Here is a 23652-nt window from a genome sequence, read left to right on the forward strand (position 1 = left end):
CCTCCTTAATTGTATAATTCTTCTACTGTTTTGCCACGTAATTTCGCAACATCTTCAGCATTTTTAAGGTTTTGTAAACCATCGATTGTAGCACGAACCATGTTGATTGGTGTGTTTGATCCTAATGATTTACTTAAGATATCAGTGATACCTGCTAATTCAAGTACGGCACGAACAGGACCACCAGCGATAACTCCTGTACCAGGTGCAGCCGGTTTCATAAATACGCTTCCTGAACCGTAACGGCCAGTAATTGTGTGTGGAGTTGTACCTTCAACACGTGGAACAACTACTAAATCTTTTTTAGCTGCTTCAACAGCTTTTTTGATTGCTTCTGGTACCTCTTGAGCTTTACCAGTACCGAAACCTACACGACCATTTTTGTCTCCAACTACAACTAATGCAGTGAAACGGAAACGACGACCACCTTTTACAACTTTTGCTACACGGTTGATTGTAACAACGCGTTCTTCAAATTCTTTCGTCTCTTCTTCTCTACGAGCCATGTATTTGTCCCTCCTTTAAATTAAAATTCTAATCCGCTTTCTCTTGCTGCTTCAGCTAATGCTTTAACACGTCCGTGATATAAATATCCTCCACGGTCAAATACGATTTCTTTAATGCCTTTGTCAGCAGCTTTTTTAGCAATTGCTTCACCGACTTTAGTTGCTAATTCAACTTTAGTTGCTGTAGTAGCAATGTCGCTGTCTTTTGAAGAAGCTTGAGCTAATGTTACGCCTTTATTATCATCAATAATTTGAGCGTAGATATGCTTGTTTGAACGATATACGTTTAAACGTGGCTTTTCAGCTGTACCTGATAAGTTAGTACGAACACGAGCATGTCTTTTTAAACGCACTTTATTTTTATCAATTTTACTGATCATTTCAATACTCCTTTCTTTAGAGTTTATCTATTATTTACCAGTTTTACCTTCTTTACGGCGAACGTATTCACCTTGGTAACGAATACCTTTACCTTTGTAAGGCTCTGGAGGTCTTACTGAACGGATGTTAGATGCTAATGCTCCAACTTGTTCTTTTGAAATACCTTCAACTTTAACGACTGTGTTTTTCTCAACTGAGAAAGTAATGTTTTCTTCAGCTTTAATTTCTACTGGGTGAGAATAACCAACGTTAAGGATTAAGTCTTTACCTTGCATTTGAGCACGGTAACCTACACCAACAAGTTCAAGTACTTTTACGTATCCTTGAGAAACACCTTGTACCATATTGTTTAATAAAGCACGAGTTGTACCATGGTTTGTTCTATCTTCTTTAGAATCAGATGGTCTTACAACTTCAATTGTGTTTTCTTCTTGTTTGAATGTCATTCTTTCATTTAAAGTTCTTGATAATTCACCTTTAGGACCTTTAACAGTTACATGATTTCCATCAAAAGTTACTGTTACGTCACTAGGGATGTCAATAATTTTCTTACCAACACGACTCATGTTATGGCACCTCCTTATTTTTTATTACCAAACGTATGCGATAATTTCTCCACCAACATTACGTTTTCTTGCTTCTTTGTCAGTGATTACACCTTCAGAAGTTGATACTAATGCAATACCTAAACCATTTAATACTTTAGGCATTTCGCTAGCTTTTGCATAAACACGTAAACCTGGTTTTGAAATACGTTTTAATCCTGTGATAACACGCTCATCGTTTTGACCATATTTTAAGAATAAACGAAGTACACCTTGTTTATCATCTTCTACGTATTCAACATTTTTAATGAAACCTTCACTCTTTAAGATTTCAGCAATTTCTTTTTTAATATTTGATGCAGGTAATTCTAACTTCTCGTGACGCACCATGTTTGCGTTTCTTACACGAGTAAGCATATCTGCGATTGGATCTGTCATTGTCATTGATTGTTGCCTCCTTTCAGACTCTTTTTTATTACCAGCTAGCTTTACGAACGCCAGGGATTTGGCCTTTGTAAGCTAATTCACGGAAACAAATACGGCATAATTTAAATTTACGATATACAGAATGTGGACGGCCACAACGTTCACAACGAGTGTATTCACGAACTGCATATTTTTGTTTTTTTTGTTGCTTAGCAACCATTGAAGTTTTAGCCACTTAATTAGCCTCCTTTAAATAATTATTTACGGAATGGCATACCGAAGTTAGCTAACAATTCACGAGCTTCTTCATCAGTGTTAGCAGTCGTTACGATAACAATATCCATTCCTCTAACTTTACTTACTTTATCATAGTCGATTTCTGGGAAAATTAATTGTTCTTTAACACCTAAAGTGTAGTTACCGCGTCCGTCAAATGCTTTTTTAGAAACACCTTGGAAGTCACGTACACGTGGTAATGATACTGAAATTAATTTGTCTAAGAATTCATACATTCTTTCACCGCGAAGTGTTACTTTCGCACCGATTGGCATACCTTCACGTAAACGGAAAGTCGCGATTGATTTTTTAGCTTTAGTTACTAATGGTTTTTGACCAGTGATCAATTCTAATTCTTCAACAGCATTGTCTAATACTTTAGAATTTTGTACTGCGTCACCTACACCCATGTTCACAACGATTTTATCTATTTTTGGTACTTCCATTACTGAACTATAATTGAATTTTTTCATTAAGTTTTCAGTAACTTCAGTGTTAAACTTTTCTTTTAAACGGTTCAAAGTGGGATCCTCCTTTCAACTTGTTATTAATTATTAGATTTAATTTCTTCGCCAGATTTTTTAGCGATACGAACTTTTTTACCATCAACAAATTTGTAACCTACACGAGTTGGTTCGTTTGTTTTAGGGTCCAATAATTGTACATTAGAAACATGGATTGCTGCCTCTGTTTCTAAGATTCCACCTTCAGGATTTAATTGAGTTGGTTTTTGGTGTTTTTTCATAATGTTAACACCTTCCACAACGACACGGTCTTTTTTAGGTAGAGTAGCAATTACTTTACCTTCTTTACCTTTGTCTTTACCTGCGATAACTTTAACGTTGTCACCTTTTTTGATATGCATGTGGGCACCTCCTTATTTGTATTGGTTGTTATTAATTAAAGTACTTCTGGTGCTAATGATACGATTTTCATGAAGTTACCTTCACGTAATTCACGAGCAACAGGTCCGAAGATACGAGTACCACGTGGGCCTTTGTCATCACGGATGATAACACATGCATTTTCATCAAATTTGATGTATGAACCGTCATTACGACGAACACCTGACTTAGTACGTACGATTACAGCTTTGACAACGTCACCTTTTTTAACAACGCCACCTGGTGTTGCATTTTTAACAGTACATACGATAACATCGCCGATGTTTGCTGTTTTACGACCAGATCCACCTAATACTTTGATTGTAAGAACTTCACGAGCACCAGAGTTGTCTGCTACTTTCAAGCGTGTTTCTTGTTGGATCATTAGTTAAACCTCCCTTATCTCTAAACTTGTATTAAATAATTACTGACTCTTCAACAATCTCTACTAAACGAAAACGTTTTGTTGCTGATAAAGGACGAGTTTCTTGAATTTTAACAATGTCTCCTAATTTAGCTGAATTGTTTTCATCATGAGTTTTGTATTTTTTAGAGTATTTTACTCGTTTACCGTATAATTTGTGTGTTTTGTAAGTTTCAACAAGTACTGTAATAGTCTTGTCCATTTTGTCTGAAACAACTTTACCTACATAAACTTTACGATCGTTTCTTTCGCTCACTTTTGTAACCTCCTCTTACTTAATTATTGATTAGCCTTACTTTGTTCAATTTCTCTTTCACGAGCAACAGTTTTTAGACGTGCAATCGTTTTTCTTACTGTACGAATACGTGCAGTTTCTTCTAATTGACCTGTAGCTAACTGAAAGCGTAGGTTAAAAAGCTCTTCTTTTGAAGATTTGATTTGTTCTTCGATTTCTGAAGTGGTTAAGTCTCTAATTTCCTTAGCTTTCATTTGTTTCACCACCCAATTCCTCACGTTTTACAAACTTAGTTTTTACTGGAAGTTTGTGACTTGCTAAACGTAGTGCTTCACGCGCAACTTCTTCAGAAACGCCAGCAACTTCGAATAAAATTCTACCTGGTTTAACAACTGCGATCCAACCTTCAACCGCACCTTTACCAGCACCCATACGTACTTCTAAAGGTTTTTTAGTATATGGTGTATGTGGGAAGATTTTAATCCAAACTTTCCCGCCACGTTTCATGTAACGTGTCATTGCTATACGAGCAGATTCGATTTGACGAGATGTGATCCAAGACGTTGTTGTAGCTTGTAAACCAAACTCACCAAATGTTACGTAGTTACCGCCTTTAGAACGACCAGTTGTTTTAGGACGATGTTGACGACGATATTTTACACGTTTTGGTAGTAACATTATTATTTTCCTCCTCCACTAGTGTTCTTAGTAGGAAGAACTTCTCCACGATAGATCCATACTTTAACGCCTAATTTACCGTAAGTAGTGTCAGCTTCAGCGTGTGCATAATCGATGTCAGCACGTAACGTATGAAGTGGAACAGTTCCTTCTGAATATTGTTCAGCACGAGCGATGTCAGCTCCGCCTAAACGACCAGATACTTGAGTTTTGATACCTTTAGCACCAAGTTTCATAGCTCTAGTGATTGCTTGTTTTTGTACACGACGGAATGAAGCACGGTTTTCTAATTGACGTGCGATGTTTTCAGCTACTAAACGAGCGTCAAGATCAACTTTTTTGATTTCAATTACGTTGATGTGTACTTTTTTATCAGTTAACGCATTTAATTTGTTGCGTAATTTTTCGATTTCTGAACCGCCTTTACCAATTACCATACCAGGTTTACCAGTATGAATTGCAATGTTGATACGGTTTGCAGCACGTTCAATCTCTACGTGAGAAACTGATGCTTCTTTTAATTCATTATCAATAAATTTACGGATTTTTAAATCTTCGTGTAAAAGTGAAGCGAAGTCTTTTTCAGCATACCATTTAGCTTCCCAATCACGGATAATACCAACACGAAGTCCGATTGGATTAATTTTTTGACCCACAGTATTCCCTCCTTAAAAGTTAATTAAGCTTCTTTAGCTTCTTCTTTACCGTCACTTACGACGATTGTAATGTGGCTTGTACGTTTGTTAATCGCACTTGCACGACCTTGCGCACGTGGACGGAAACGTTTTAATGTTGGTCCTTCGTTAGCATATGCTTCTTTAACTACTAATTCATCTGTGTTCATGTCATAGTTATGTTCAGCATTAGCTAAAGCGGACATTAATACTTTTTCAATTACTGGTGATGAAGCTTTGTTTGTTAATTTTAAAATTGCAATAGCTTCAGCAGCATTTTTACCTCTGATTAAGTCAAGAACTAGTCTTACTTTACGAGGTGCGATTCTTATTGTTCTAGCAACCGCTTTTGCTTCCATTAGGATGTCCTCCTCTACTTAATAGATATTATCTTCTTGTTTTCTTGTCGTCTGCAACGTGTCCTTTGAATGTACGAGTAGGAGCAAACTCACCTAATTTATGACCTACCATATCTTCAGTTACATATACAGGTACGTGTTTACGTCCGTCGTATACTGCAAAAGTATGTCCGATGAAATTAGGGAAAATTGTAGAACGACGTGACCATGTTTTGATTACTTGTTTCTTTTCGCTTCCTTCTTGAGCTTCAACTTTTTTCATTAAATGCTCATCGACGAAAGGTCCTTTTTTAATACTACGAGCCATTTGGGCGCCTCCCTTCTTATTATGTGCGTGCAGCTTTAAGCCGCACACCCAAATAAGTTGATTATATTATTTTTTCTTACGTCCACGAACGATAAGTTTGTCTGATGATTTTTTACCACGACGAGTTTTCTTACCAAGCGTAGGTTTACCCCATGGTGACATTGGAGATGGTCTACCGATAGGAGCACGACCTTCACCACCACCGTGTGGGTGATCGTTAGGGTTCATTACAGAACCACGAACTGTTGGACGGATACCTTTCCATCTTGAACGTCCGGCTTTACCAACGTTAACTAATTCGTGTTGTAGGTTACCAACTTGACCGATTGTAGCACGGCAAGTAGATAAGATCATACGAACTTCACCAGATCTTAATCTGATTAATACGTATTTACCTTCTTTACCAAGTACTTGAGCACTTGCACCAGCTGAACGAGCGATTTGTCCACCTTTACCAGGTTTAAGCTCGATGTTGTGTACTACTGTACCAACTGGAATGTTTTGTAATGGTAATGCGTTACCAACTTTGATGTCAGCTTCAGCACCACTTTCAACGATTTGACCTACTTCTAATCCTTTAGGAGCAATGATATATCGTTTTTCACCGTCTGCATATACAACTAAAGCGATGTTTGCTGAGCGGTTTGGATCATATTGAATAGAATCAACTTTTGCATTGATACCATCTTTGTTACGTTTGAAATCGATAACACGGTATTGACGTTTGTGTCCACCACCATGGTGTCTTACAGTCAATTTACCTTGGTTGTTACGTCCCGCTTTTTTCGGTAGCGGTTTTAATAATGACTTTTCAGGTGTAGTTTTCGTGATTTCTGCGAAATCTAACGAAGTCATATTACGACGACCATTTGTTATTGGCTTATACTTTTTAATAGCCATTGTCGCTTACCTCCTTAATGGTAATTGTTTTATTAGTTAAATAAGTCGATTGATCCTTCTTTAAGAGTTACAATCGCTTTTCTTCTTTTGTTTGTATAGCCTTGGTAACGGCCCATACGTTTTTTCTTAGGTTTGTAATTCATGATATTAACACTTGCAACTTTTACGTTGAAGATTTCTTCAACAGCCATTTTTACTTGTGTTTTGTTAACACGAGTATCAACGTCGAAAGTGTATTTGTCTTCAGCCATTGCTTCAGAAGATTTCTCAGTGATTACGGGGCGCTTAAGAATATCTCTTGCTTCCATTATCCGAGCACCTCCTCAACTTTTTTAGCAGCAGCTTCAGTAATTACTAAGCTGTCAGCATTAGTGATATCTAAAACATTTAAACCTTGAGCAGTTGTCACTTGAACGCCAGGGATGTTGCGTGCTGATAATTCAACATTTACATCTTCGTTTTCAGTAACTACTAATACTTTTTTAGGTTGTTCTAATGTAGATAATACATTTTTGAATTCTTTAGTTTTTGGAGCTTCGAAGTTGAATGCGTCAACTACAGTTAAGCCATTCTCTTGAGCTTTGAAAGATAATGCTGAGCGTAAAGCTAAACGACGCATTTTCTTAGGCATTTTGTATGCATAACTTCTTGGAGTTGGTCCGAATACGATACCACCGCCACGCCATTGTGGAGCACGGATTGTACCTTGACGAGCACGACCTGTTCCTTTTTGCTTCCATGGTTTACGTCCGCCACCGCTTACTGCTGAACGATTCTTAACAGCATGCGTACCTTGACGTAATGAAGCACGTTGTAAATTAATAGCTTCGAATAAAACGCTATTATTTGGCTCAATACCGAATACTGCATCGCTTAATTCGATTGAACCTGATTTAGTTCCGTCTAATTTTAAAACATCATAATTAGCCATTATGCATTTCCTCCTTTCACTTCTTATTATTTATTACCTTTTTTAATTGAAGTTCTGATTTCTACTAAACCTTTTTTAGGTCCAGGTACGTTACCTTTTACTAAGATAACTTTGTTTTCTGTGTCAACTTGAACTACTTCTAAGTTTTGAACAGTTACAGTGTTTCCACCCATACGTCCTGGCATTTTTTGGCCTTTAAATACTCTAGAAGCATCTGAAGCCATACCTACAGAACCTGGTGCTCTGTGGAAATGAGAACCGTGTGACATAGGTCCACGAGATTGTCCGTGGCGTTTAATTGCACCTTGGAAACCTTTACCTTTTGATACGCCTGTTACGTCAATAACGTCGCCAGCTACAAAAGTATCTACTGAGACTTCTTGACCTACTTCGTAAGCATCCACGTCTACATTGCGGAATTCACGAATGAAGCGCTTAGGTGCTGCGTCAGCTTTTTTAGCGTGACCTTCAGCTGGTTTATTAGCATATTTATTAGATTTTGCATCTTTTTTGTATGCTTTTTTGTCTTCAAATCCAACTTGGATTGCGTTGTATCCATCAACTTCTACAGTTTTCTTTTGTAATACAACATTTTCTTTAGCTTCTACTACTGTTACAGGGATTAATTCACCGTTTTCTCCGAATACTTGTGTCATCCCAATTTTTCTTCCTAAGATTCCTTTGGTCATCGAAAGTCCACCTCCTAAAATTGTCTATTATAATTTGATTTCGATGTCTACACCAGATGGTAAGTTTAAGCCCATTAAAGCGTCAACTGTTTTTGGTGTTGGGTTTACAATATCGATTAAACGTTTGTGTGTACGTTGTTCGAATTGTTCACGTGAATCTTTATACTTATGCACGGCACGGATGATTGTGTAAACTGATTTCTCAGTTGGTAACGGAATTGGTCCAGAAACATCTGCACCAGAACGTTTCGCTGTTTCTACAATCTTCTCTGCTGATTGATCAATCACGCGGTGATCATAAGCTTTTAATCTGATTCTGATTTTTTGTTTTGCCATAATTTTCCCTCCTTATTCGTCTACATTTAGTGATAGACTTCTCCACGAAAACTATCTTACACAGCGCCATGGCAAAGCGGCCGGGTGTGTCAGTAACCTTTCGCTTCATCGCTTTTCTTAAAGTCCAACGTTAGTTATATTACACGAAAAACATCGATAAATCAAGGCTTTTCACATAATTTTTCTATCTGTCTAACACATACTTTTATATTTTACTTTATATACTTAGTCAGTTCAACTATTTTCGAGATATTTTTTATTTCCTTCTTTATTGTAAATTCGTACCTTGAATCATTTTATTATTATCATTGAAAATTATTCTATATAATTAGTCATAAGAACGGTGGTGAATGAATATGAAAAATGGACCAAAATTATCTTTAGCACTTATAGGTATCTTTTTAATACTTTGTGAGTTTTTCTATGGCATTCCTTTTTTAGGTGCAACGTTTATTTTAAGTTTTGGATGGCAGCCTTTAATCTTTAATGCATTACTTTATCTAATTCTTACTATTATATTATTAGTGAATAGACAAAATGCGATTAGACCTATAGCGATTATTCCAATATTTGGTATAGTAGGTAGTTTTTTAGCTATCATCCCCTTCTTAGGAATTTTGATTCATTGGATTTTATTTTTCCTAATGATTCTATTTGTCCTAGTTGTATTATCAGCGCCAACCTATATACCTAATAAAAATGCTCGTGTCATTTACACACAATACAAAGATGGACATAGAGAATAATTCTTAAAACCTTTTTAATTAGGTATATAATATAGAAGAAACACGTCCAACAATTTTAAAAGAAGTATATTTATATCGGATATTTAAAGACATTCATAATATTGCTTTATGTTATTTCGCTTCTTATTTTATCCTTACTTCAAAGAAAAAACGACTACCAATCATTGGCAGTCGTTTTTTGTGTCTGGATTTAACCATGAACAAATATGAAGTACAGAATGAATAGTACCATTAATACATACATTATCGGATGTACTTCTTTATGTTTTTTAGAGATAAGCATTGTAATTGGATAGAAAATAAATCCACACGCAATACCAGTTGCAATTGAGTATGATAAAGGCATCATAATGATTGTAATGAATGCTGGCACTGCAACTTCAAAACTTTTCCAGTTTATCTCAGCAAAGTTTGCAGCCATTAATACACCTACCACCACTAAAGCTGGTGTCGTAACTGCACTTGTTACAACAGCGATTAACGGACTAAAGAACAGCGCTAATAGGAAACAACAACCTGTTACGATACTAGCAAATCCTGTTCTAGCACCTACAGCAACACCTGAAGTTGATTCGATATAAGAAGTTGTTGTAGTTGTTCCAAAAACTGATCCTACAATCGTAGCTAAAGAATCTGAGAACAATGCTCTACCAGCTCTTGGTAATTTATTATCTTTCATAATACCTGCTTGAGTAGCAACAGCTACTAATGTACCAGCTGTATCAAAGAAATCAATAAATAAGAACGTTAAAATAACAATTAAGAACTGTATCGTTAATAATTGACTTGGGTCTTTAAACGCTTCAAATGCAGCACCGAACGTTGGTTCAATACTTGGAATCTTACCTACAATACCAGATGGCATTTGAATCAATCCAGTGAACATACCAACGATTGCTGTGATGATCATACCGATAAAGATAGAACCCGGCAATTTAATTGCATATAAAATAACTGTAATAACGATACCGAATATCGCCAAAAGTACTGGTGGATCAGTTAAATGTCCCAATGTTACTAATGTAGATTCATTTTTAACTATAATACCCGAACTTTGTAAACCTACAAATGTAATGAATAATCCTATACCTGCTGAAACAGCCATCTTCATTTGATAAGGAATTGCATTAATAATAACTTCCCTAAACCCTGTGACGGTTAATATCGCAAAGAATATACCTGAGAATAAAACGCCTGTTAAACCAACTTGCCAAGGAATACCCATGGTTAACACAACAGTAAATGCAAAGAATGCATTTAATCCCATACCTGGTGCTAACGCAATTGGATATTTAGCTATTAGCCCCATGAATAGCGAGCCTACAAATGCTGCTAATGCAGTCGCTACAAAAATGGCACCTTGGTCCATTTTCATATCTTCTGATACGCCTTTAACACCTGCTAAACTTAAAACTTGCGGGTTAACTGCTAAAATATAGGCCATAGATAAGAAAGTTGTGATACCGCCTAAGATTTCTCTTTTAAAGTTTGTTCCATATTTATCGAACTGGAAATAGTTTTTCACGAATGGATGCTCCTTTTTTTAAAATACCTTAATAGTTTAATATCATTCTTAATAAAAAACAATACCAAAAGCGAACTTTTCGTTTTTCTGATTCAACTTTGTTCGATTTTATCTATAAATTCAAGTTCTTTAATGCATCTTTAAACGGATTATTGTCTAAACCTTCATTTTTATTCATATACTTTTTCATTTCTTTACGAGATACTTTACCAGAGGATTTAGACTTCATACGCTGATCCATATGTGCTTGCGTTTCAGAATGTCCACAAACACAACGATATACCGCTTCTTTCCCTTTACCAAACAACGTTAATTTCTTTTTACAGTTTGGACATCTTGCATTTGTTTTGCGCTGTACATTCTTTTTCGTCTTACAAGATGGATCTTGGCACACAAGCATCTGACCATTTTTAGTTTTAACTTTAATCATGAATTTACCACACGTTGGGCATTCTGTGGTTGTTAAATTATCGTGTTTATATTTACGATCACTATTTTTAATCCCATTTACAACATCTTTCGTAAAATCTTTCATTTCATTAATGAATGTTTTCGCCTGATATTTACCACGTTCAATTAAAAGTAATTTTTCTTCCCATTGTGCAGTTAAAAGTGGCGACGTTAATTCTTCTGGTGCTAATTCTAATATTTGTTTACCTTTTGACGTTACTTTAATTTTACCGTCTCTTGATTCAATGGCATTCATATTAAATAATTTATCGATAATGTCGGCCCTTGTTGCAACTGTGCCGATACCACCTGTTTGTTTTAAAGTTTGCGCATATTTTTTATCCTTCAATTGAATAAAGTTCTGAGGGTTCTCCATCGCTTTTAATAACGAACCTTCATTAAAATATTCTGGAGGTGTTGTTTCATGTTCTCTAATATTTGTTTTTGAAATCTTCACTTCATCGCCTTCTGAAAAAGGCTGTTGCATCTCTGTAATAGATTCACCTTGTCTAATAGATTTAAAACCTAAAACAGTTGTTACATTCTCTTTCAAAACAAATGTGTGCCCTGCAACCTCTAAAGTTACAGTTATCGCGTCATACTCGTGCGGAGGCATTAAAGCTTCTAAAAAACGCTCGACAATCATATCGTATAACTTTAATTCTCTATTACTTAAGTCTGACATGACAGGTCTCACTTCTGTAGGAATAATTGCATGGTGATCAGATACTTTTTGATTATTAAATATCGACATTTTTGATGAAAATGTTTTAGACATTAATGGGCGTGCTTGGTCTTTATATGTTGTTGCCATCGTCGCCTGAATACGTTCTTTCATAGTATCTACCATATCAGTTGTTAAATAGTTTGAATCTGTTCTTGGATAGGTTACGACTTTATGTCTCTCATATAAGCTTTGAAGTGTATTCAATGTTTCTTTAGGTCCAATTTTATAACGTCTATACATATCTTGTTGTAAATCTGTTAAATTGTACAGTGATTGCGGATACGACTTCTTATGTTTAGTAGCAACAGATTTAATCTTACCATCGACATTTTTCAAATTATTAACCATCTGTTCTAAAGTTTCTTTATTGGTATATCGCTGATTTGATTCTAGCTGAAAATCAAACCCTTTTACCGTTAATGATAATGTAAAGTATTGTTGTGGTTTGAACTGATTAATCTCTTGTTGTCGTGTATTTACTAATTGAATCGTTGGTGTCTGAACACGTCCCAGGGATAGCTGTGCATCATACTTTGTTGTTAGTGCACGCGTTGCATTAATCCCAACAATCCAATCTGCCTCACTTCTCGCTAACGCTGCATAATACAAATCGTTATATTGACGACCGTCTTTTAAATTTTTAAAACCTTGTTGAATAGCTTTTTTAGTAACTGAGCTAATCCATAATCGACGGATTGGCTTTTTGTTACCAACTTTATCCAAAATCAATCTTGCAACTAGTTCACCTTCTCGTCCAGCATCTGTTGCAATAATAATATCTTTCACTTTATTATCTAAAATTAACGCTTTTACTGTTTTAAATTGTTTGCTTGTTTTACCAATAACAACAGTTTTCATATATTTAGGTATAATTGGAAGGTCTTCTAATCGCCATTCCTTTAAATTTTTATCGTATTGTTCAGGTGTCGCATTTGTCACTAGATGACCTAACGCCCACGTGACAATATATTGGTTATTTTCAAAGTAACCATTACGCTTCTGATTTATTTGTAAAGCATCAGCAATATCTCTTGCGACTGATGGTTTTTCAGCTAATATTAAAGATTTCATAAATTATCCTTTCTCATACGTTCTTTTATTTCGAACGTGCTTCATCTATTCCACTAATCTTTGATTTAAATTCAATGATTGCAAATGATGTGTTAAATGTATTGTAACATGTTAATATCACTATTAACTTTCATTTCAGTTGAAATACTATATAATAAAAGTAACAAAAAGTACGGAGGTAATGACATGAGCATAGTTCAGTTATATGATATTACACAAATAAAATCGTTCATTGAACATTCGAATTATGAATCAGCATCATACTTATATAAACTTCCTCAACAGTACAATGAAATAGATGTATTAATAACCGATGCGATTGAATCACCTGGTGTATTTTCGATTAAAGAAAACGATTCAATCAAAGCAATCATATTGTCTTTTGCATACGATAAAAATAAATTCAAAGTCATAGGCCCTTTCGTGGCTGACAATTATGTATTATCTGTCGATACGTTTGAAACGCTATTTAAAGCAATGACTTCGAACCAACCTGACGATGCCGTCTTTAACTTTTCTTTTGAAGAAGGCATTCAACAATACAAACCATTAATGAAAGTTATTCAAGCAAGTTATAACTTCACTGACTATTACATAGAAGCCCGTACAAGATTAGAAGAAGATATGCACCAACCAAATATCATTCCTTATCACAAAGGGTTTTATCGTGCTTTCAGCAAATTACACACAACTACATTTAAATATCAGGCACAGTCACCACAAGATATCATTGATAGTTTAGACGACCATCATCATTTGTTTTTATTTGTTAGCGAAGGTTTACTTAAAGGTTATTTATACCTTGAAATTGATTCACAACAGTCAATCGCCGAGATTAAATACTTCAGTTCTCATGTAGATTACCGTTTGAAAGGTATCGCTTTCGAGTTGCTTGCGTATGCATTGCAATATGCTTTTGATAATTTTGATATTAGAAAAGTTTATTTTAAAATTCGTAATAAAAATAATAAACTCATCGAACGATTTAATGGTCTAGGTTTCCATATCAACTATGAGTACATTAAATTCAAATTCGAATCACGTAACGTAAAAGATCAAACAATCCCTGAATAAAACACCAAGCAAATACCCTACAGTACATCATTAGCATGTATTGTGGGTTTTTCTACTTTTTGTAAATATTGAAAATTATAAGTAGTTGTTTTTTACTATTAGGGCAGAATGCTTTACAATAACATGCAAGTGTCAATTAAGGGGAGCACTTGCATAAATAGTATAGGAGAGTGAGTAGTCTTGCAATTTCTTGATTTCTTAATCGCACTTTTACCTGCTTTATTCTGGGGAAGTGTCGTTCTTATTAATGTGTTCGTCGGCGGTGGACCTTACAACCAAATTCGTGGTACGACGCTAGGCGCACTCATTGTTGGATTAGGTTTACTTATTACTGGTTTCGCAAAATTCAATAATCCTACTGTAATTATTGTCGGTCTTATTTCTGGTGCATTATGGGCGTTTGGACAAGCGAATCAGCTTAAATCTATTAGTTTAATCGGTGTATCAAATACTATGCCAGTTTCTACAGGTATGCAATTAGTTGGTACAACATTATTCAGCGTTATCTTTTTAGGTGAATGGTCTTCAATGACTCAAATTATCTTTGGTTTAATCGCCATGATATTATTAGTTACTGGTGTAGCACTTACTTCACTTAAAGCTAAAAATGAACGTCAATCAGATAATCCTGAATTTAAAAAAGCAATGGGTATTTTAATTGTATCTACAGTTGGATATGTAGGTTTCGTTGTACTTGGTGACATCTTTGGTGTTGGTGGAACTGATGCATTGTTCTTCCAATCTGTCGGTATGGCAATTGGTGGCTTTATCCTATCCATGAATCATAAAACATCACTTAAATCAACAGCACTTAATCTATTGCCAGGTGTGATTTGGGGAATTGGTAACTTGTTCATGTTCTATTCTCAACCAAAAGTTGGTGTAGCTACAAGTTTCTCATTATCACAGTTACTTGTTATCGTTTCAACCTTAGGCGGTATTTTCATTTTAGGAGAAAGAAAAGATCGTCGTCAGATGACGGGTATTTGGGCAGGTATTATTATTATCGTGATAGCTGCTATAATTCTAGGTAATTTGAAATAGAAAGTTAAATACTCATGTAACGTAAAAATGTAATCACTTCTGAAAATAACCATTCACTTATAGAATGATTAAAATTAATTTTCGGGAATTTTACGTTGAATGTTCCTCTATATGTCCTAGGAAATACGTGGCTCTAAAAACAAATCGCAATAACACATCATGACATTAATCATGCGTTTTAAGACTTTAAAATTAGCGATACTTTTAAAATCTTGATGATATTCATTTATCAAGTATGCGCCATACATATGAAGTGGATAGCTGCATAACGCACTGCATTATCAACTTGAATGTATGAGTTGAACAACTATGTCATAAATAAAAGCCCCCTTTTCACAATATGCATTTACATGTTGTAGTAAAGGGGGCTCTCATTTTCTTCGACTATTAAAATGGATTTTATTTTCAAATGTGAAAACTAGACAAACACTGCCTGATACACGTACAAAATAATGATACTAATAATGATTGTCAAATTGGTCGTCATACCTATAAATGGCAGTGTTCGATATTTAAACTGAATACCATAAGAAATAATTGCAACACCTACCGGGAACATCCAAGTGACCAACAATGTCGTCTTAATCATATCATCTGATACTGGTAACAACACATATACTAACAATCCCGCAACTAATGCTAATCCATAATGCAAACATAAATATTTAATAGTAGCAGGTATATACTTTCTTTCCAGAGTAAAATTCAACATGACACCTAGCAAAATCATTGATAACGGCATATTTGCATGGGAAAGTATGCTAAAGAAATCGATTGCCACATGTGGTAAATGGATGTGACTTATATTCAATATAAACATTACAATGTATGTAACGAGTGGCACTGATTGTAATAATTTCTTACCTAAATATTTAAAATCGAATTGATCACTACCTTCACTAAAGTAGCTACCTACAAAGTAAGTAATTCCAAACATCACAAAGGCACCACCTATATCAGCCATACCAAAATAAATAAGTCCCGTTTTAGGCCATATCACTTCAATTAGTGGATATGCAAACAATCCAATATTCATAGCACCAGTCATCATACCTACTGATCCACGCATGTGATTATCATATTTTCTAAAAAACCAGACAGCAATCATTTTCGCCACAATACCATATATAATCATTAAAATTGGTAAAATGGAGAATGACAATTTTAATTCTGCACTGTTTAAATTCACAATAACTAAAGATGGGAGTGTGACATTAAGAACTAATGTAGCAATGACTTGACTATCTGTTGCTTTTATAAAATTAATGCGCTTCAAAAAGTAACCAAGCGCAATTAATAAAATAATCATAGTAAATTGTTCTGTCACTGTTATCCCTTCTTTCAATAATCTTCATAATTTATAACTTTAACATACTCCACAGATATTTTAGAAGTCTACTGTTTCATGCTATAATCTACATTAAATGCACTTAATTATATTTCAAAGGAGTGTTATAGTATGTCTTTAGAAAACCAACTAGCCGAACTTAAATATGATTATGTTCGTCTTCAAGGTGACTTAGAAAAACGGGAATCTTTGAATTTAGATACTTCCGCACTTGTTCGTCAACTTAAAGATATTGAAAATGAAATTAGAAACGTTCGTGCTCAAATGCAAGATTAATAATCTATCATTCAAGCAATAAATGCTTTTTGTTACATAAATTTGACTAGCATTGCTCTGAATACGTTATATTGATGAATTGCTTCATTTTTCGCTCAATTACATCTAGAATCACAAGGTGTTGTCGTGTTATGATTTAGTGTCTCTTTAACAACATACACGCATATCTATCCCAACACTGCTATTTATGTTTTCTACGCTGCTGTACTACATGAACCCTTTGAAACGGAGAGGAAGTTATCATATGCAATTTTATCTGATTTTACTAGCAATACTTTATCTAATTGTTAGTTTTATTAGTATTTTTAAAATGGAAGTTGTATTTACTCGCATTTTGAGAATTATTATGGGTGTGTTGTTATTATTCGTCTTAGCATTAACGACGATGAGTTTTCCAAAAGAGAATTGGTGGGTATTTATCGTCTTATTACTCTTAGTCGGTAATGTCGAAGTGACAGGATTTAAAATGCTTAAAAAAGATCTAAAAGGCGTAAACATCTTGAATTTAATGTCATTATTTATCTTTGTCATATATTTCATCTTAACCATCGTATTATTCTAAGTAATAAACAAAATATGCAATAACATAATTGCAACCTTATTTTATTATCGGATTACATGTTGAATGCCAGTATTGTTTTATTAACACATCGATTAAATCGCACGTGAAATAAGGTCTAAAATTTCAAATTTTAAAAAGCCATAAAAGTAGTCAATATCATGACCGCTTTTATGGCTTTTATATTATCTATCGTTTAGTGAATCGTTTTTTTAAAGTAAAGAGAATTTCATATATTACTGGTACAACTACAAGTGTTAATAAAGTTGATGAAATTAAACCACCAATAACTGTAGCAGCTAATCCTTTCGAAATAAGAATCGAGCTATCTTGACCAAATAACAAAGGAACTAATGCACCAATTGTTGCAATCGCCGTCATTAATATCGGTCTAATTCTAGTACCGCCTGCTTCGATTAATGCTTCTTTCATCTCCATGCCCTGTTGCTCATTATTAATAACACGGTCTATTAACACAATGGCATTTGTTACTACGATTCCAATTAACATTAGCATACCAATTAAACTTGGTACTGATATTGTTTCTCCTGTGATTAATAGTGCAATAATTACACCGATAACTGTAAATGGTAAAGAGAATAAAATTGTAAATGGTGCTAGGCCACCTTTAAATGTAATAACTAGGATTAAATATACGATAATGATTGCAGCTAACATTGCAAAGGCTAATTGTGTCATTGCATTGTTAATATCATCTGATGCACCACCGATATTAACCTTTACATTATTCGGTTTGTCCAAATTATTTATTTTAGACATCACTTGTCGTGTTGTGCCACCCACATCTTTATTTGTTACTTTAGCAGATACCGTCGTTGCATAATCTCCTTGTTCTTGCGTTAATTTACTTGGTGTCGTTGTTTTAACTAACGTAGCGATATCTCCCAATTTAATCGTACCACCAGTCGGCTTTTTCAAAGTTATATTATTCAACTTATCTTCTGACCAGTCTGTTTGCTTATTTTGTTTGACTTTAACATCAACAGTTTTACCATTTTCTTTAACAGTCGTAACTGTTTTTTCTGGTAAGTTTTCATTCAAGTGCATTGCAAGTTGACTTGCAGAAATACCATTTTCTGCCGCTTTATTTTGATCAACTTTAATTTCATACTGATCATATGTTTGCGATAAATCAGATTTGACATTGGCTAGTCCTTTAACCTGTTTCATTTTCTGTTCAATATCTTTTACAGTTGATTTTATGGCATCCATTGATGGGCCTTTCACAGTAACCTCTACAGATTTATTACCTGCACCTGTTCCTAAATCTTGATTTTTCCACTCTCCAGGATGTTTAAAGCCATCTACATGTTTAATAACCTTATCCGCTTCTACATCAAAATTAGGCGTGTCATTATCATATTCAACCATGATTGCCATACTATTTGTACTACCCGTTGGATCTACTGGACTACTACCACCAACTGAGTATTGAATTGTTTTTACATGCTTTTTCTGTTTTAAATATTTTTCAACATCTTTCGCATGATTCAACACTGCTTGCTCCGTTTCACCAGGCTTCGGTGTATAAGTAATAGCTAAAAATTTATCGTCACCTGCTGAAATAAAGCTAGTGCCTAGTCTCGGTCCTCCAAATACAATAGTTGCAACCAAAATTAATGTACTTAATATAATTACAATCCACTTATGATTTAGTGACCAATGCAATACTTTTTTATAAGTTGTACTAACAACACCTAATCCTTCTTGATGTTGTTTATTACGACGTTTAACGCCTTTTTTAAATAGTGTTGCTGCCAAAGCTGGAACGAGTGTAATTGACACTAATAACGATGCTAATAAACTAAATGCAATAGCCAATGCAAAAGGTCTAAACATTTCGCCTACTGAACCTGATACAAACACAAGTGGTAAGAAGACGATAATAGTAACTAGTGTCGATGACATTATTGGTTTAAATACTTCAGTTGTCGCACTGATAATTAAATTTTCACCTTTTAGTTGTTCTTCTGAATCTGTTAAGCGTCGATAAATATTTTCAACAACTACAATCGAATCGTCTATCACACGTCCAATCGCTACTGTTAATGCACCTAACGTTAGTATATTCAATGAAACATCACTCAATTTCAGAGCAATAAGCGCCATAAGAAGTGATAACGGAATGGATATAATAGAAATTGCCGTCGTACGAATGTTTCTTAAAAACAGCAAAATAACTATAATTGCCACGATTGTACCTAATGATGCTTTTTCAACCATCGTATAAAGTGATTTCTCAACAGGCTTTGCAGTATCCATTGTTTTTGTGACATTAAAATCTTTATTTTCATCAACGAATGTATCAATTTTACGTTGTACATCTTTGGCTACTTGAACTGTATTGGCATCTTGAGCTTTAGTTATTTGTAGATTAACCGCATCCTTTCCATTCGTTTTAGAAATAGAAGTACGCACATCACCAACTGTAATATCAGCTAAATCTCCTAGTTTCGCTGTCGGCATACCACTTATATTATTTGATGCTGACGCTTTTGAATTTTGCTGTGGTGATGCCTGATTAACGTCTGACATGGCTGAATTTTGTTTATTGTCACTTTGGGATTGAGATTGCCCTTGTCCTCCTGCCAACGTTAATGGAATATTTATGTTTTTAAAAGCATCAACAGATTGATATTGACCATCAACAACAATTGATTTATCTTTATCACCAAATTGGAACAATCCAAGTGGTGTTGTTCTTGTTGCCGTTTTTAGATAGTTTTCTACATCATCAGCAGTCAACCCATATTTTTCAAGTTCATTTTGCTTAAATTTAAGGGTGATTTCACGGTTCGTCTGCCCATTTAATTGCGCATTTTGCACACCATCTACCGTTTGTAATTTTGGTATTAATTGTTCATTCAGTACTTTCGTTACTTTTTTCAAGTCATTCTCTTTATTTGAAAATGAATATGCTAAAACTGGAAAAGCGTCCATCGAATTACGTCTTAATTCTGGTTGACCAACTTCATCTTTAAATTTAATTTTATCGATTTCTTTTTTAAGCTGTTCTTCTGCTTTATCCATATCTGTATTATTTTCATATTCAACTGTTACAATTGAAGCATTTTGTATGGATTGCGTTTTAACATTTTTCACATATGCCAACGATCTTACTTGATTGTCAATTTTACTACTTATTTCATCTTGGGTACTTTGTGGCGTTGCACCCGGCATTGTTGTTGTAACTGAAATAACTGGATTTTGTACATTTGGTAGTAATTCTAATTTCAATTTAGCACTCGCGTATACACCGCCCAAGACAACTAAAACAACCATTAAAAAGATAGCAAACTTATTCCCCAAAGAAAATTGTAATAGCTTTTTTATCACAGTACTTCCCCCTCTTTCACTATATTCAAAAATATTTTACTCAACCATTCTATATTGTGTAAAAAATCTGAACGCAAATGACAGTCTTATGAGCGTTCAGATTTCAGTCGTTAATCTATTTTCGTTTTAATTTACGAGATATTTTAATTTTAGCTTTTGTTAAACGCGGTTTAACTTGCTCAATTAATTGGTACAATGGCTGATTCAATACATAATCAAATTCACCAATCTTTTCACTTAAGTATGTTCCCCACACTTTTTTAAATGCCCATAATCCATAATGTTCTGAGTCTTTATCTGGATCATTATCTGTACCACCGAAATCGTAAGTTGTTGCACCATGTTCACGTGCATACTTCATCATCGTATACTGCATATGATGATTTGGTAAAAAATCTCTAAATTCATTAGAAGACGCACCATATAAGTAATATGATTTTGAGCCAGCAAACATTAATAGTGCACCAGAAAGATAAATACCTTCAGGATGTTCCTTTTCTAAAGCTTCTAGGTCTCGTTTTAAATCTTCATTTTTAGCAATTTTATTTTGCGCATCATTAATCATATTTTGCGCTTTTTTAGCTTGCTTTTCAGATGTTTCCATCTTCTGCTGCCATTTAGCAATTTCGGCATGAAGTTCATTCAATTCTTGATTTACTTTCGCTATATTTTCTTTTGGATCCAACTTTACTAAAAATAGTTCAGCATCTCCATCTTCATGCAACGCATCATAAATATTTTCAAAGTAACTAATATCACGCGTTAAGAAGCCATCACGTTCCCCAGTGATTTTCATTAACTCAGCAAATGTTTTTAAACCTTCTCTATCAGATCGTTCTACTGTCGTACCTCGCTTTAAAGCCAAGCGCACTTTTGAACGATTTCGGCGTTCAAAACTATTTAATAACTCATCATCATTTTTATCAATTGGTGTAATCATAGTCATACGTGGTTGGATGTAGTCTTTTGATAAACCTTCTTTAAATCCTTTATGTTTAAAACCAAGCGCTTTCAAATTTTGTAAAGCATCTGTACCTTTATCAACTTCAACATCAGGATCGATTTTAATTGCATACGCTTTCTCAGCTTTAGCAATTTCTTTTGCACTGTCTAACAATGCATTTAACGCTTCTTTATTACTATAATCAACAACAAAACCACGCGAAATATAACATAGCGTATAAGGTAATTTAGGTACTTTTTTAAAAAGTAATTGCGCAACACCCTGAACTTCACCGTCACGACCTACAGCGATTCTTCGCGCGTACCATCCAGTTAATTTCTTTGTTTCTGCCCATTTCGTTAATTGTAATAAATCTCCATTTGGGTGAGATTTAACAAATGCGTCATGTTCCTGATTAGTGATATGCATCTTTTCCATGATTTATGATATCTCCTTCTATTTAACAATACCTTTAATTATACAGTTTGTATCTTATAGTGTCGATTCAGAGCTTGTGTAAGATTTGAACTCTTATTTTTGAAATGTCCATGCTCCAATTAATAGTTTAGCAAGTTCAAATTTACCCATTTTAATTGTGAATCATTTTATATCTATGTTTCGTGTTAAATTTAATGTTATCGTACAATTAATACTTTTCAACTAGTTACCTATACTTCAATATACTTTCATCATCTAACACGATATTCATTTCTAAAATGAACCAACTTGACTTCAATGAATAAATTTTTCCTCAAGCAACCACATTAATGTTCATATACAATTACCCCTGTTATAATGTCAATAATCTAACAATGAGGTGTTTGATATGAGAACAATTATTTTAAGTCTATTTATAATTATGAACATCGTTGCAATCATTATGACATTGAGTCAACCTCTCACCGTGAATTACTTTAGTTTACGGGTTATACTTATCTTTTTCACATTTATATTATCAATCTTTTTCATTTTAATTAAGTCATCACGATTAAATAATATATTAACGATTCTTTCCATTGTGCTTGCCATTATTCATATGGGCATTCTCGCTCATAGCACTTACGTATATTTATACTAATGGTTCAAAGCGATAAATAGCACCTCTGATAAAAATTGAATATGGTGAAGTTGCTTGTGCGTCTTTTATGATAACCGAATGATATTTTGAAACTTTACCATCTTCAATTCTAAAATAAATATCATCATTTTTTAAAATCAAATCTGTGTAATGGTCATTCTCTTCTACAATGTCCATATCAAACCATTTCAACCAATTCGATACTGTTTGTGATTGGTTTTTACTTTTCACAATAACAGTTTCAATTGCAAATTGTTTTTGAAAATATTTTTGCAATTTTTTAGTACGCATGGAATCACTTTCTTCCCATTGAATAAAAAATGGTGGCTTAATTTCATCATCATCCTGATTCATTATATAAAGCAATTGCCACTTTACCTTACCATCTTTATGTGTATCTCTTTCCATTTGAATCGGACCTACTACTTCAACCCGCTCACTTTGTAGTTTATTTTTAACTGCCTCAATATCATTTGTACGCAAACAAATATTTTTAAAGCCTTGCTCATACTTCTCTTGAACAATTTGAGTAGCGAAAGCGACTCCACCTTCTATCGTTTTTGCCATCTTTTTCAACTTTTCATTATTTTCTACATCTAGTAGCTCAATATAATTTTCATTGATATAACCTAATTTATTGAATGTTCCATATTTATGATGATACCCACCTGAATGTAATTTTATAACATCTCCTGGAAAACTAAACCGATCTAACTGATCTATATAATGAATGATGTGATCAAATTTCAATATCATTAGTATCCCCCTATTTACATGTAATTACGCTTATTTTAACAAAGTATAATTATTTTTGCTCTTAATAATTATATATTGATTTCTAATTGCTCCCGTTTTATAATTACTATTGTTGTAAAAAGGTTAGCTAAGCTAACTATTTTGTCT

Annotated in this window: 33 protein-coding genes; 6 read left to right on the top strand and 27 right to left on the bottom strand. The window is 34.2% G+C overall.

Translation table 11 applies throughout. The annotated features are described in order from the left end of the window. Positions 1–5: 5 nt before the first annotated feature. From rpsE to rpsJ, 19 genes are all read right to left on the bottom strand, one after another. Positions 6–506, bottom strand: coding sequence for a 30S ribosomal protein S5 (gene rpsE / locus IDG64_RS03105; protein ID WP_000113851.1), 501 nt, complete (start codon positions 504–506; stop codon positions 6–8). Between the two features lie 20 nt (positions 507–526). Further along, complete coding sequence (gene rplR / locus IDG64_RS03110) at positions 527–886, bottom strand: 50S ribosomal protein L18 (protein ID WP_000623881.1); 360 nt, start codon at positions 884–886, stop codon at positions 527–529. A 30-nt stretch (positions 887–916) separates the two neighbouring features. After that, a complete protein-coding gene (rplF, locus tag IDG64_RS03115; RefSeq protein WP_000091975.1) occupies positions 917–1453 on the bottom strand; it encodes a 50S ribosomal protein L6 in 537 nt (178 codons plus the stop codon). Between the two features lie 24 nt (positions 1454–1477). Next, the gene (rpsH, locus tag IDG64_RS03120) at positions 1478–1876 is read right to left on the bottom strand and encodes a 30S ribosomal protein S8 (RefSeq protein ID WP_000178881.1); all 399 of its coding nucleotides are present in this window, start codon (positions 1874–1876) and stop codon (positions 1478–1480) included. 31 nt (positions 1877–1907) lie between these two features. Continuing rightward, a complete protein-coding gene (locus IDG64_RS03125; protein WP_001140799.1) occupies positions 1908–2093 on the bottom strand; it encodes a type Z 30S ribosomal protein S14 in 186 nt (61 codons plus the stop codon). A gap of 22 nt (positions 2094–2115) precedes the next feature. Further along, positions 2116–2655 carry a 50S ribosomal protein L5 gene (gene rplE, locus IDG64_RS03130; RefSeq protein WP_001080824.1) on the bottom strand — a complete coding sequence of 180 codons (540 nt, stop codon included), beginning with the start codon at positions 2653–2655 and terminating at the stop codon, positions 2116–2118. A 26-nt stretch (positions 2656–2681) separates the two neighbouring features. Beyond that, positions 2682–2999 (bottom strand): 50S ribosomal protein L24, encoded by a 318-nt coding sequence (gene rplX / locus IDG64_RS03135; protein ID WP_000547687.1) that lies wholly within the window; start codon positions 2997–2999, stop codon positions 2682–2684. Between the two features lie 35 nt (positions 3000–3034). Then, positions 3035–3403: a 50S ribosomal protein L14 gene (rplN, locus tag IDG64_RS03140; RefSeq protein ID WP_000615921.1), complete on the bottom strand. Its 369-nt coding sequence runs from the start codon at positions 3401–3403 to the stop codon at positions 3035–3037. Positions 3404–3434: 31 nt separating this feature from the next. Then, positions 3435–3698 carry a 30S ribosomal protein S17 gene (rpsQ, locus tag IDG64_RS03145; RefSeq protein ID WP_000004086.1) on the bottom strand — a complete coding sequence of 88 codons (264 nt, stop codon included), beginning with the start codon at positions 3696–3698 and terminating at the stop codon, positions 3435–3437. Between the two features lie 23 nt (positions 3699–3721). Continuing rightward, complete coding sequence (gene rpmC, locus IDG64_RS03150; protein ID WP_000644737.1) at positions 3722–3931, bottom strand: 50S ribosomal protein L29; 210 nt, start codon at positions 3929–3931, stop codon at positions 3722–3724. Then, complete coding sequence (gene rplP / locus IDG64_RS03155; protein ID WP_000926310.1) at positions 3921–4355, bottom strand: 50S ribosomal protein L16; 435 nt, start codon at positions 4353–4355, stop codon at positions 3921–3923. The genes rpmC and rplP overlap by 11 nt, the downstream gene beginning before the upstream one ends. A gap of 2 nt (positions 4356–4357) precedes the next feature. Then, positions 4358–5011, bottom strand: a complete 654-nt coding sequence (gene rpsC, locus IDG64_RS03160; protein ID WP_000529877.1) for a 30S ribosomal protein S3 — start codon at positions 5009–5011, stop codon at positions 4358–4360. Between the two features lie 23 nt (positions 5012–5034). Further along, entirely contained in the window at positions 5035–5388 is a 354-nt protein-coding gene (gene rplV / locus IDG64_RS03165; protein ID WP_000387527.1) for a 50S ribosomal protein L22, read from the bottom strand. 28 nt (positions 5389–5416) lie between these two features. Further along, complete coding sequence (gene rpsS / locus IDG64_RS03170) at positions 5417–5695, bottom strand: 30S ribosomal protein S19 (RefSeq protein WP_000124353.1); 279 nt, start codon at positions 5693–5695, stop codon at positions 5417–5419. Between the two features lie 66 nt (positions 5696–5761). Next, on the bottom strand, positions 5762–6595 hold the full coding sequence (gene rplB / locus IDG64_RS03175) for a 50S ribosomal protein L2 (RefSeq protein ID WP_000985472.1): 834 nt from the start codon (positions 6593–6595) through the stop codon (positions 5762–5764). A 32-nt stretch (positions 6596–6627) separates the two neighbouring features. Then, positions 6628–6903: a 50S ribosomal protein L23 gene (gene rplW / locus IDG64_RS03180; protein WP_000388082.1), complete on the bottom strand. Its 276-nt coding sequence runs from the start codon at positions 6901–6903 to the stop codon at positions 6628–6630. After that, the gene (gene rplD, locus IDG64_RS03185; protein ID WP_000024827.1) at positions 6903–7526 is read right to left on the bottom strand and encodes a 50S ribosomal protein L4; all 624 of its coding nucleotides are present in this window, start codon (positions 7524–7526) and stop codon (positions 6903–6905) included. The genes rplW and rplD overlap by 1 nt, the downstream gene beginning before the upstream one ends. Before the next feature lie 26 nt (positions 7527–7552). Next, positions 7553–8215 carry a 50S ribosomal protein L3 gene (gene rplC / locus IDG64_RS03190; protein WP_000160212.1) on the bottom strand — a complete coding sequence of 221 codons (663 nt, stop codon included), beginning with the start codon at positions 8213–8215 and terminating at the stop codon, positions 7553–7555. A gap of 27 nt (positions 8216–8242) precedes the next feature. Further along, positions 8243–8551: a 30S ribosomal protein S10 gene (gene rpsJ / locus IDG64_RS03195; protein ID WP_001118667.1), complete on the bottom strand. Its 309-nt coding sequence runs from the start codon at positions 8549–8551 to the stop codon at positions 8243–8245. A 356-nt stretch (positions 8552–8907) separates the two neighbouring features. Between rpsJ and IDG64_RS03200 the strand changes: the two genes are divergently transcribed. Next, positions 8908–9297 carry a hypothetical protein gene (locus tag IDG64_RS03200; protein WP_000788441.1) on the top strand — a complete coding sequence of 130 codons (390 nt, stop codon included), beginning with the start codon at positions 8908–8910 and terminating at the stop codon, positions 9295–9297. Positions 9298–9487: 190 nt separating this feature from the next. Here IDG64_RS03200 and stgP read toward each other — a convergent pair whose 3' ends face one another. The 3 genes from stgP to IDG64_RS03215 all read right to left on the bottom strand — a co-directional run bounded on the left by stgP (position 9488) and on the right by IDG64_RS03215 (position 13191). Continuing rightward, the gene (gene stgP, locus IDG64_RS03205; protein WP_000800700.1) at positions 9488–10822 is read right to left on the bottom strand and encodes a 6-thioguanine permease StgP; all 1335 of its coding nucleotides are present in this window, start codon (positions 10820–10822) and stop codon (positions 9488–9490) included. A gap of 112 nt (positions 10823–10934) precedes the next feature. Beyond that, complete coding sequence (locus IDG64_RS03210) at positions 10935–13070, bottom strand: DNA topoisomerase III (RefSeq protein ID WP_000838479.1); 2136 nt, start codon at positions 13068–13070, stop codon at positions 10935–10937. Positions 13071–13095: 25 nt separating this feature from the next. Next, a complete protein-coding gene (locus IDG64_RS03215; RefSeq protein ID WP_001790553.1) occupies positions 13096–13191 on the bottom strand; it encodes a hypothetical protein in 96 nt (31 codons plus the stop codon). A gap of 65 nt (positions 13192–13256) precedes the next feature. Here IDG64_RS03215 and IDG64_RS03220 point away from each other — a divergent pair, with 65 nt between their 5' ends. Further along, positions 13257–14144 (top strand): GNAT family N-acetyltransferase, encoded by an 888-nt coding sequence (locus IDG64_RS03220; RefSeq protein ID WP_000029536.1) that lies wholly within the window; start codon positions 13257–13259, stop codon positions 14142–14144. 180 nt (positions 14145–14324) lie between these two features. Further along, positions 14325–15188 carry a GRP family sugar transporter gene (locus IDG64_RS03225; RefSeq protein WP_001159898.1) on the top strand — a complete coding sequence of 288 codons (864 nt, stop codon included), beginning with the start codon at positions 14325–14327 and terminating at the stop codon, positions 15186–15188. Between the two features lie 116 nt (positions 15189–15304). Here the strand turns inward: IDG64_RS03225 and IDG64_RS03230 are convergent, their stop codons facing one another. Together IDG64_RS03230 and IDG64_RS03235 are read right to left on the bottom strand one after the other, a co-directional pair. After that, positions 15305–15436 (bottom strand): hypothetical protein, encoded by a 132-nt coding sequence (locus IDG64_RS03230; RefSeq protein ID WP_001813807.1) that lies wholly within the window; start codon positions 15434–15436, stop codon positions 15305–15307. A gap of 170 nt (positions 15437–15606) precedes the next feature. Then, complete coding sequence (locus IDG64_RS03235; RefSeq protein WP_000139183.1) at positions 15607–16515, bottom strand: AEC family transporter; 909 nt, start codon at positions 16513–16515, stop codon at positions 15607–15609. A 132-nt stretch (positions 16516–16647) separates the two neighbouring features. On the opposite strand from IDG64_RS03235, the gene IDG64_RS03240 reads away from it, so the two are divergent. Both IDG64_RS03240 and mspA read left to right on the top strand, forming a co-directional pair. Then, complete coding sequence (locus IDG64_RS03240; protein ID WP_000051210.1) at positions 16648–16812, top strand: SE1832 family protein; 165 nt, start codon at positions 16648–16650, stop codon at positions 16810–16812. 244 nt (positions 16813–17056) lie between these two features. After that, positions 17057–17374, top strand: a complete 318-nt coding sequence (mspA, locus tag IDG64_RS03245; RefSeq protein WP_001161085.1) for a membrane stabilizing protein MspA — start codon at positions 17057–17059, stop codon at positions 17372–17374. Positions 17375–17560: 186 nt separating this feature from the next. Here mspA and IDG64_RS03250 read toward each other — a convergent pair whose 3' ends face one another. Further along, a complete protein-coding gene (locus IDG64_RS03250) occupies positions 17561–20728 on the bottom strand; it encodes an efflux RND transporter permease subunit (protein ID WP_000592315.1) in 3168 nt (1055 codons plus the stop codon). Positions 20729–20843: 115 nt separating this feature from the next. Next, the gene (femX, locus tag IDG64_RS03255; RefSeq protein WP_000413863.1) at positions 20844–22109 is read right to left on the bottom strand and encodes a lipid II:glycine glycyltransferase; all 1266 of its coding nucleotides are present in this window, start codon (positions 22107–22109) and stop codon (positions 20844–20846) included. Between the two features lie 388 nt (positions 22110–22497). On the opposite strand from femX, the gene IDG64_RS03260 reads away from it, so the two are divergent. After that, positions 22498–22749, top strand: coding sequence for a hypothetical protein (locus IDG64_RS03260; protein ID WP_001566779.1), 252 nt, complete (start codon positions 22498–22500; stop codon positions 22747–22749). Here the strand turns inward: IDG64_RS03260 and IDG64_RS03265 are convergent. Beyond that, on the bottom strand, positions 22741–23505 hold the full coding sequence (locus IDG64_RS03265; protein WP_000600971.1) for a VOC family protein: 765 nt from the start codon (positions 23503–23505) through the stop codon (positions 22741–22743). The genes IDG64_RS03260 and IDG64_RS03265 overlap by 9 nt on opposite strands. Positions 23506–23652 lie beyond the last annotated feature (147 nt).

This window comes from Staphylococcus sp. EG-SA-15, from assembly GCF_017151895.1.
Taxonomy (GTDB): Bacteria; Bacillota; Bacilli; order Staphylococcales; family Staphylococcaceae; genus Staphylococcus; species Staphylococcus aureus.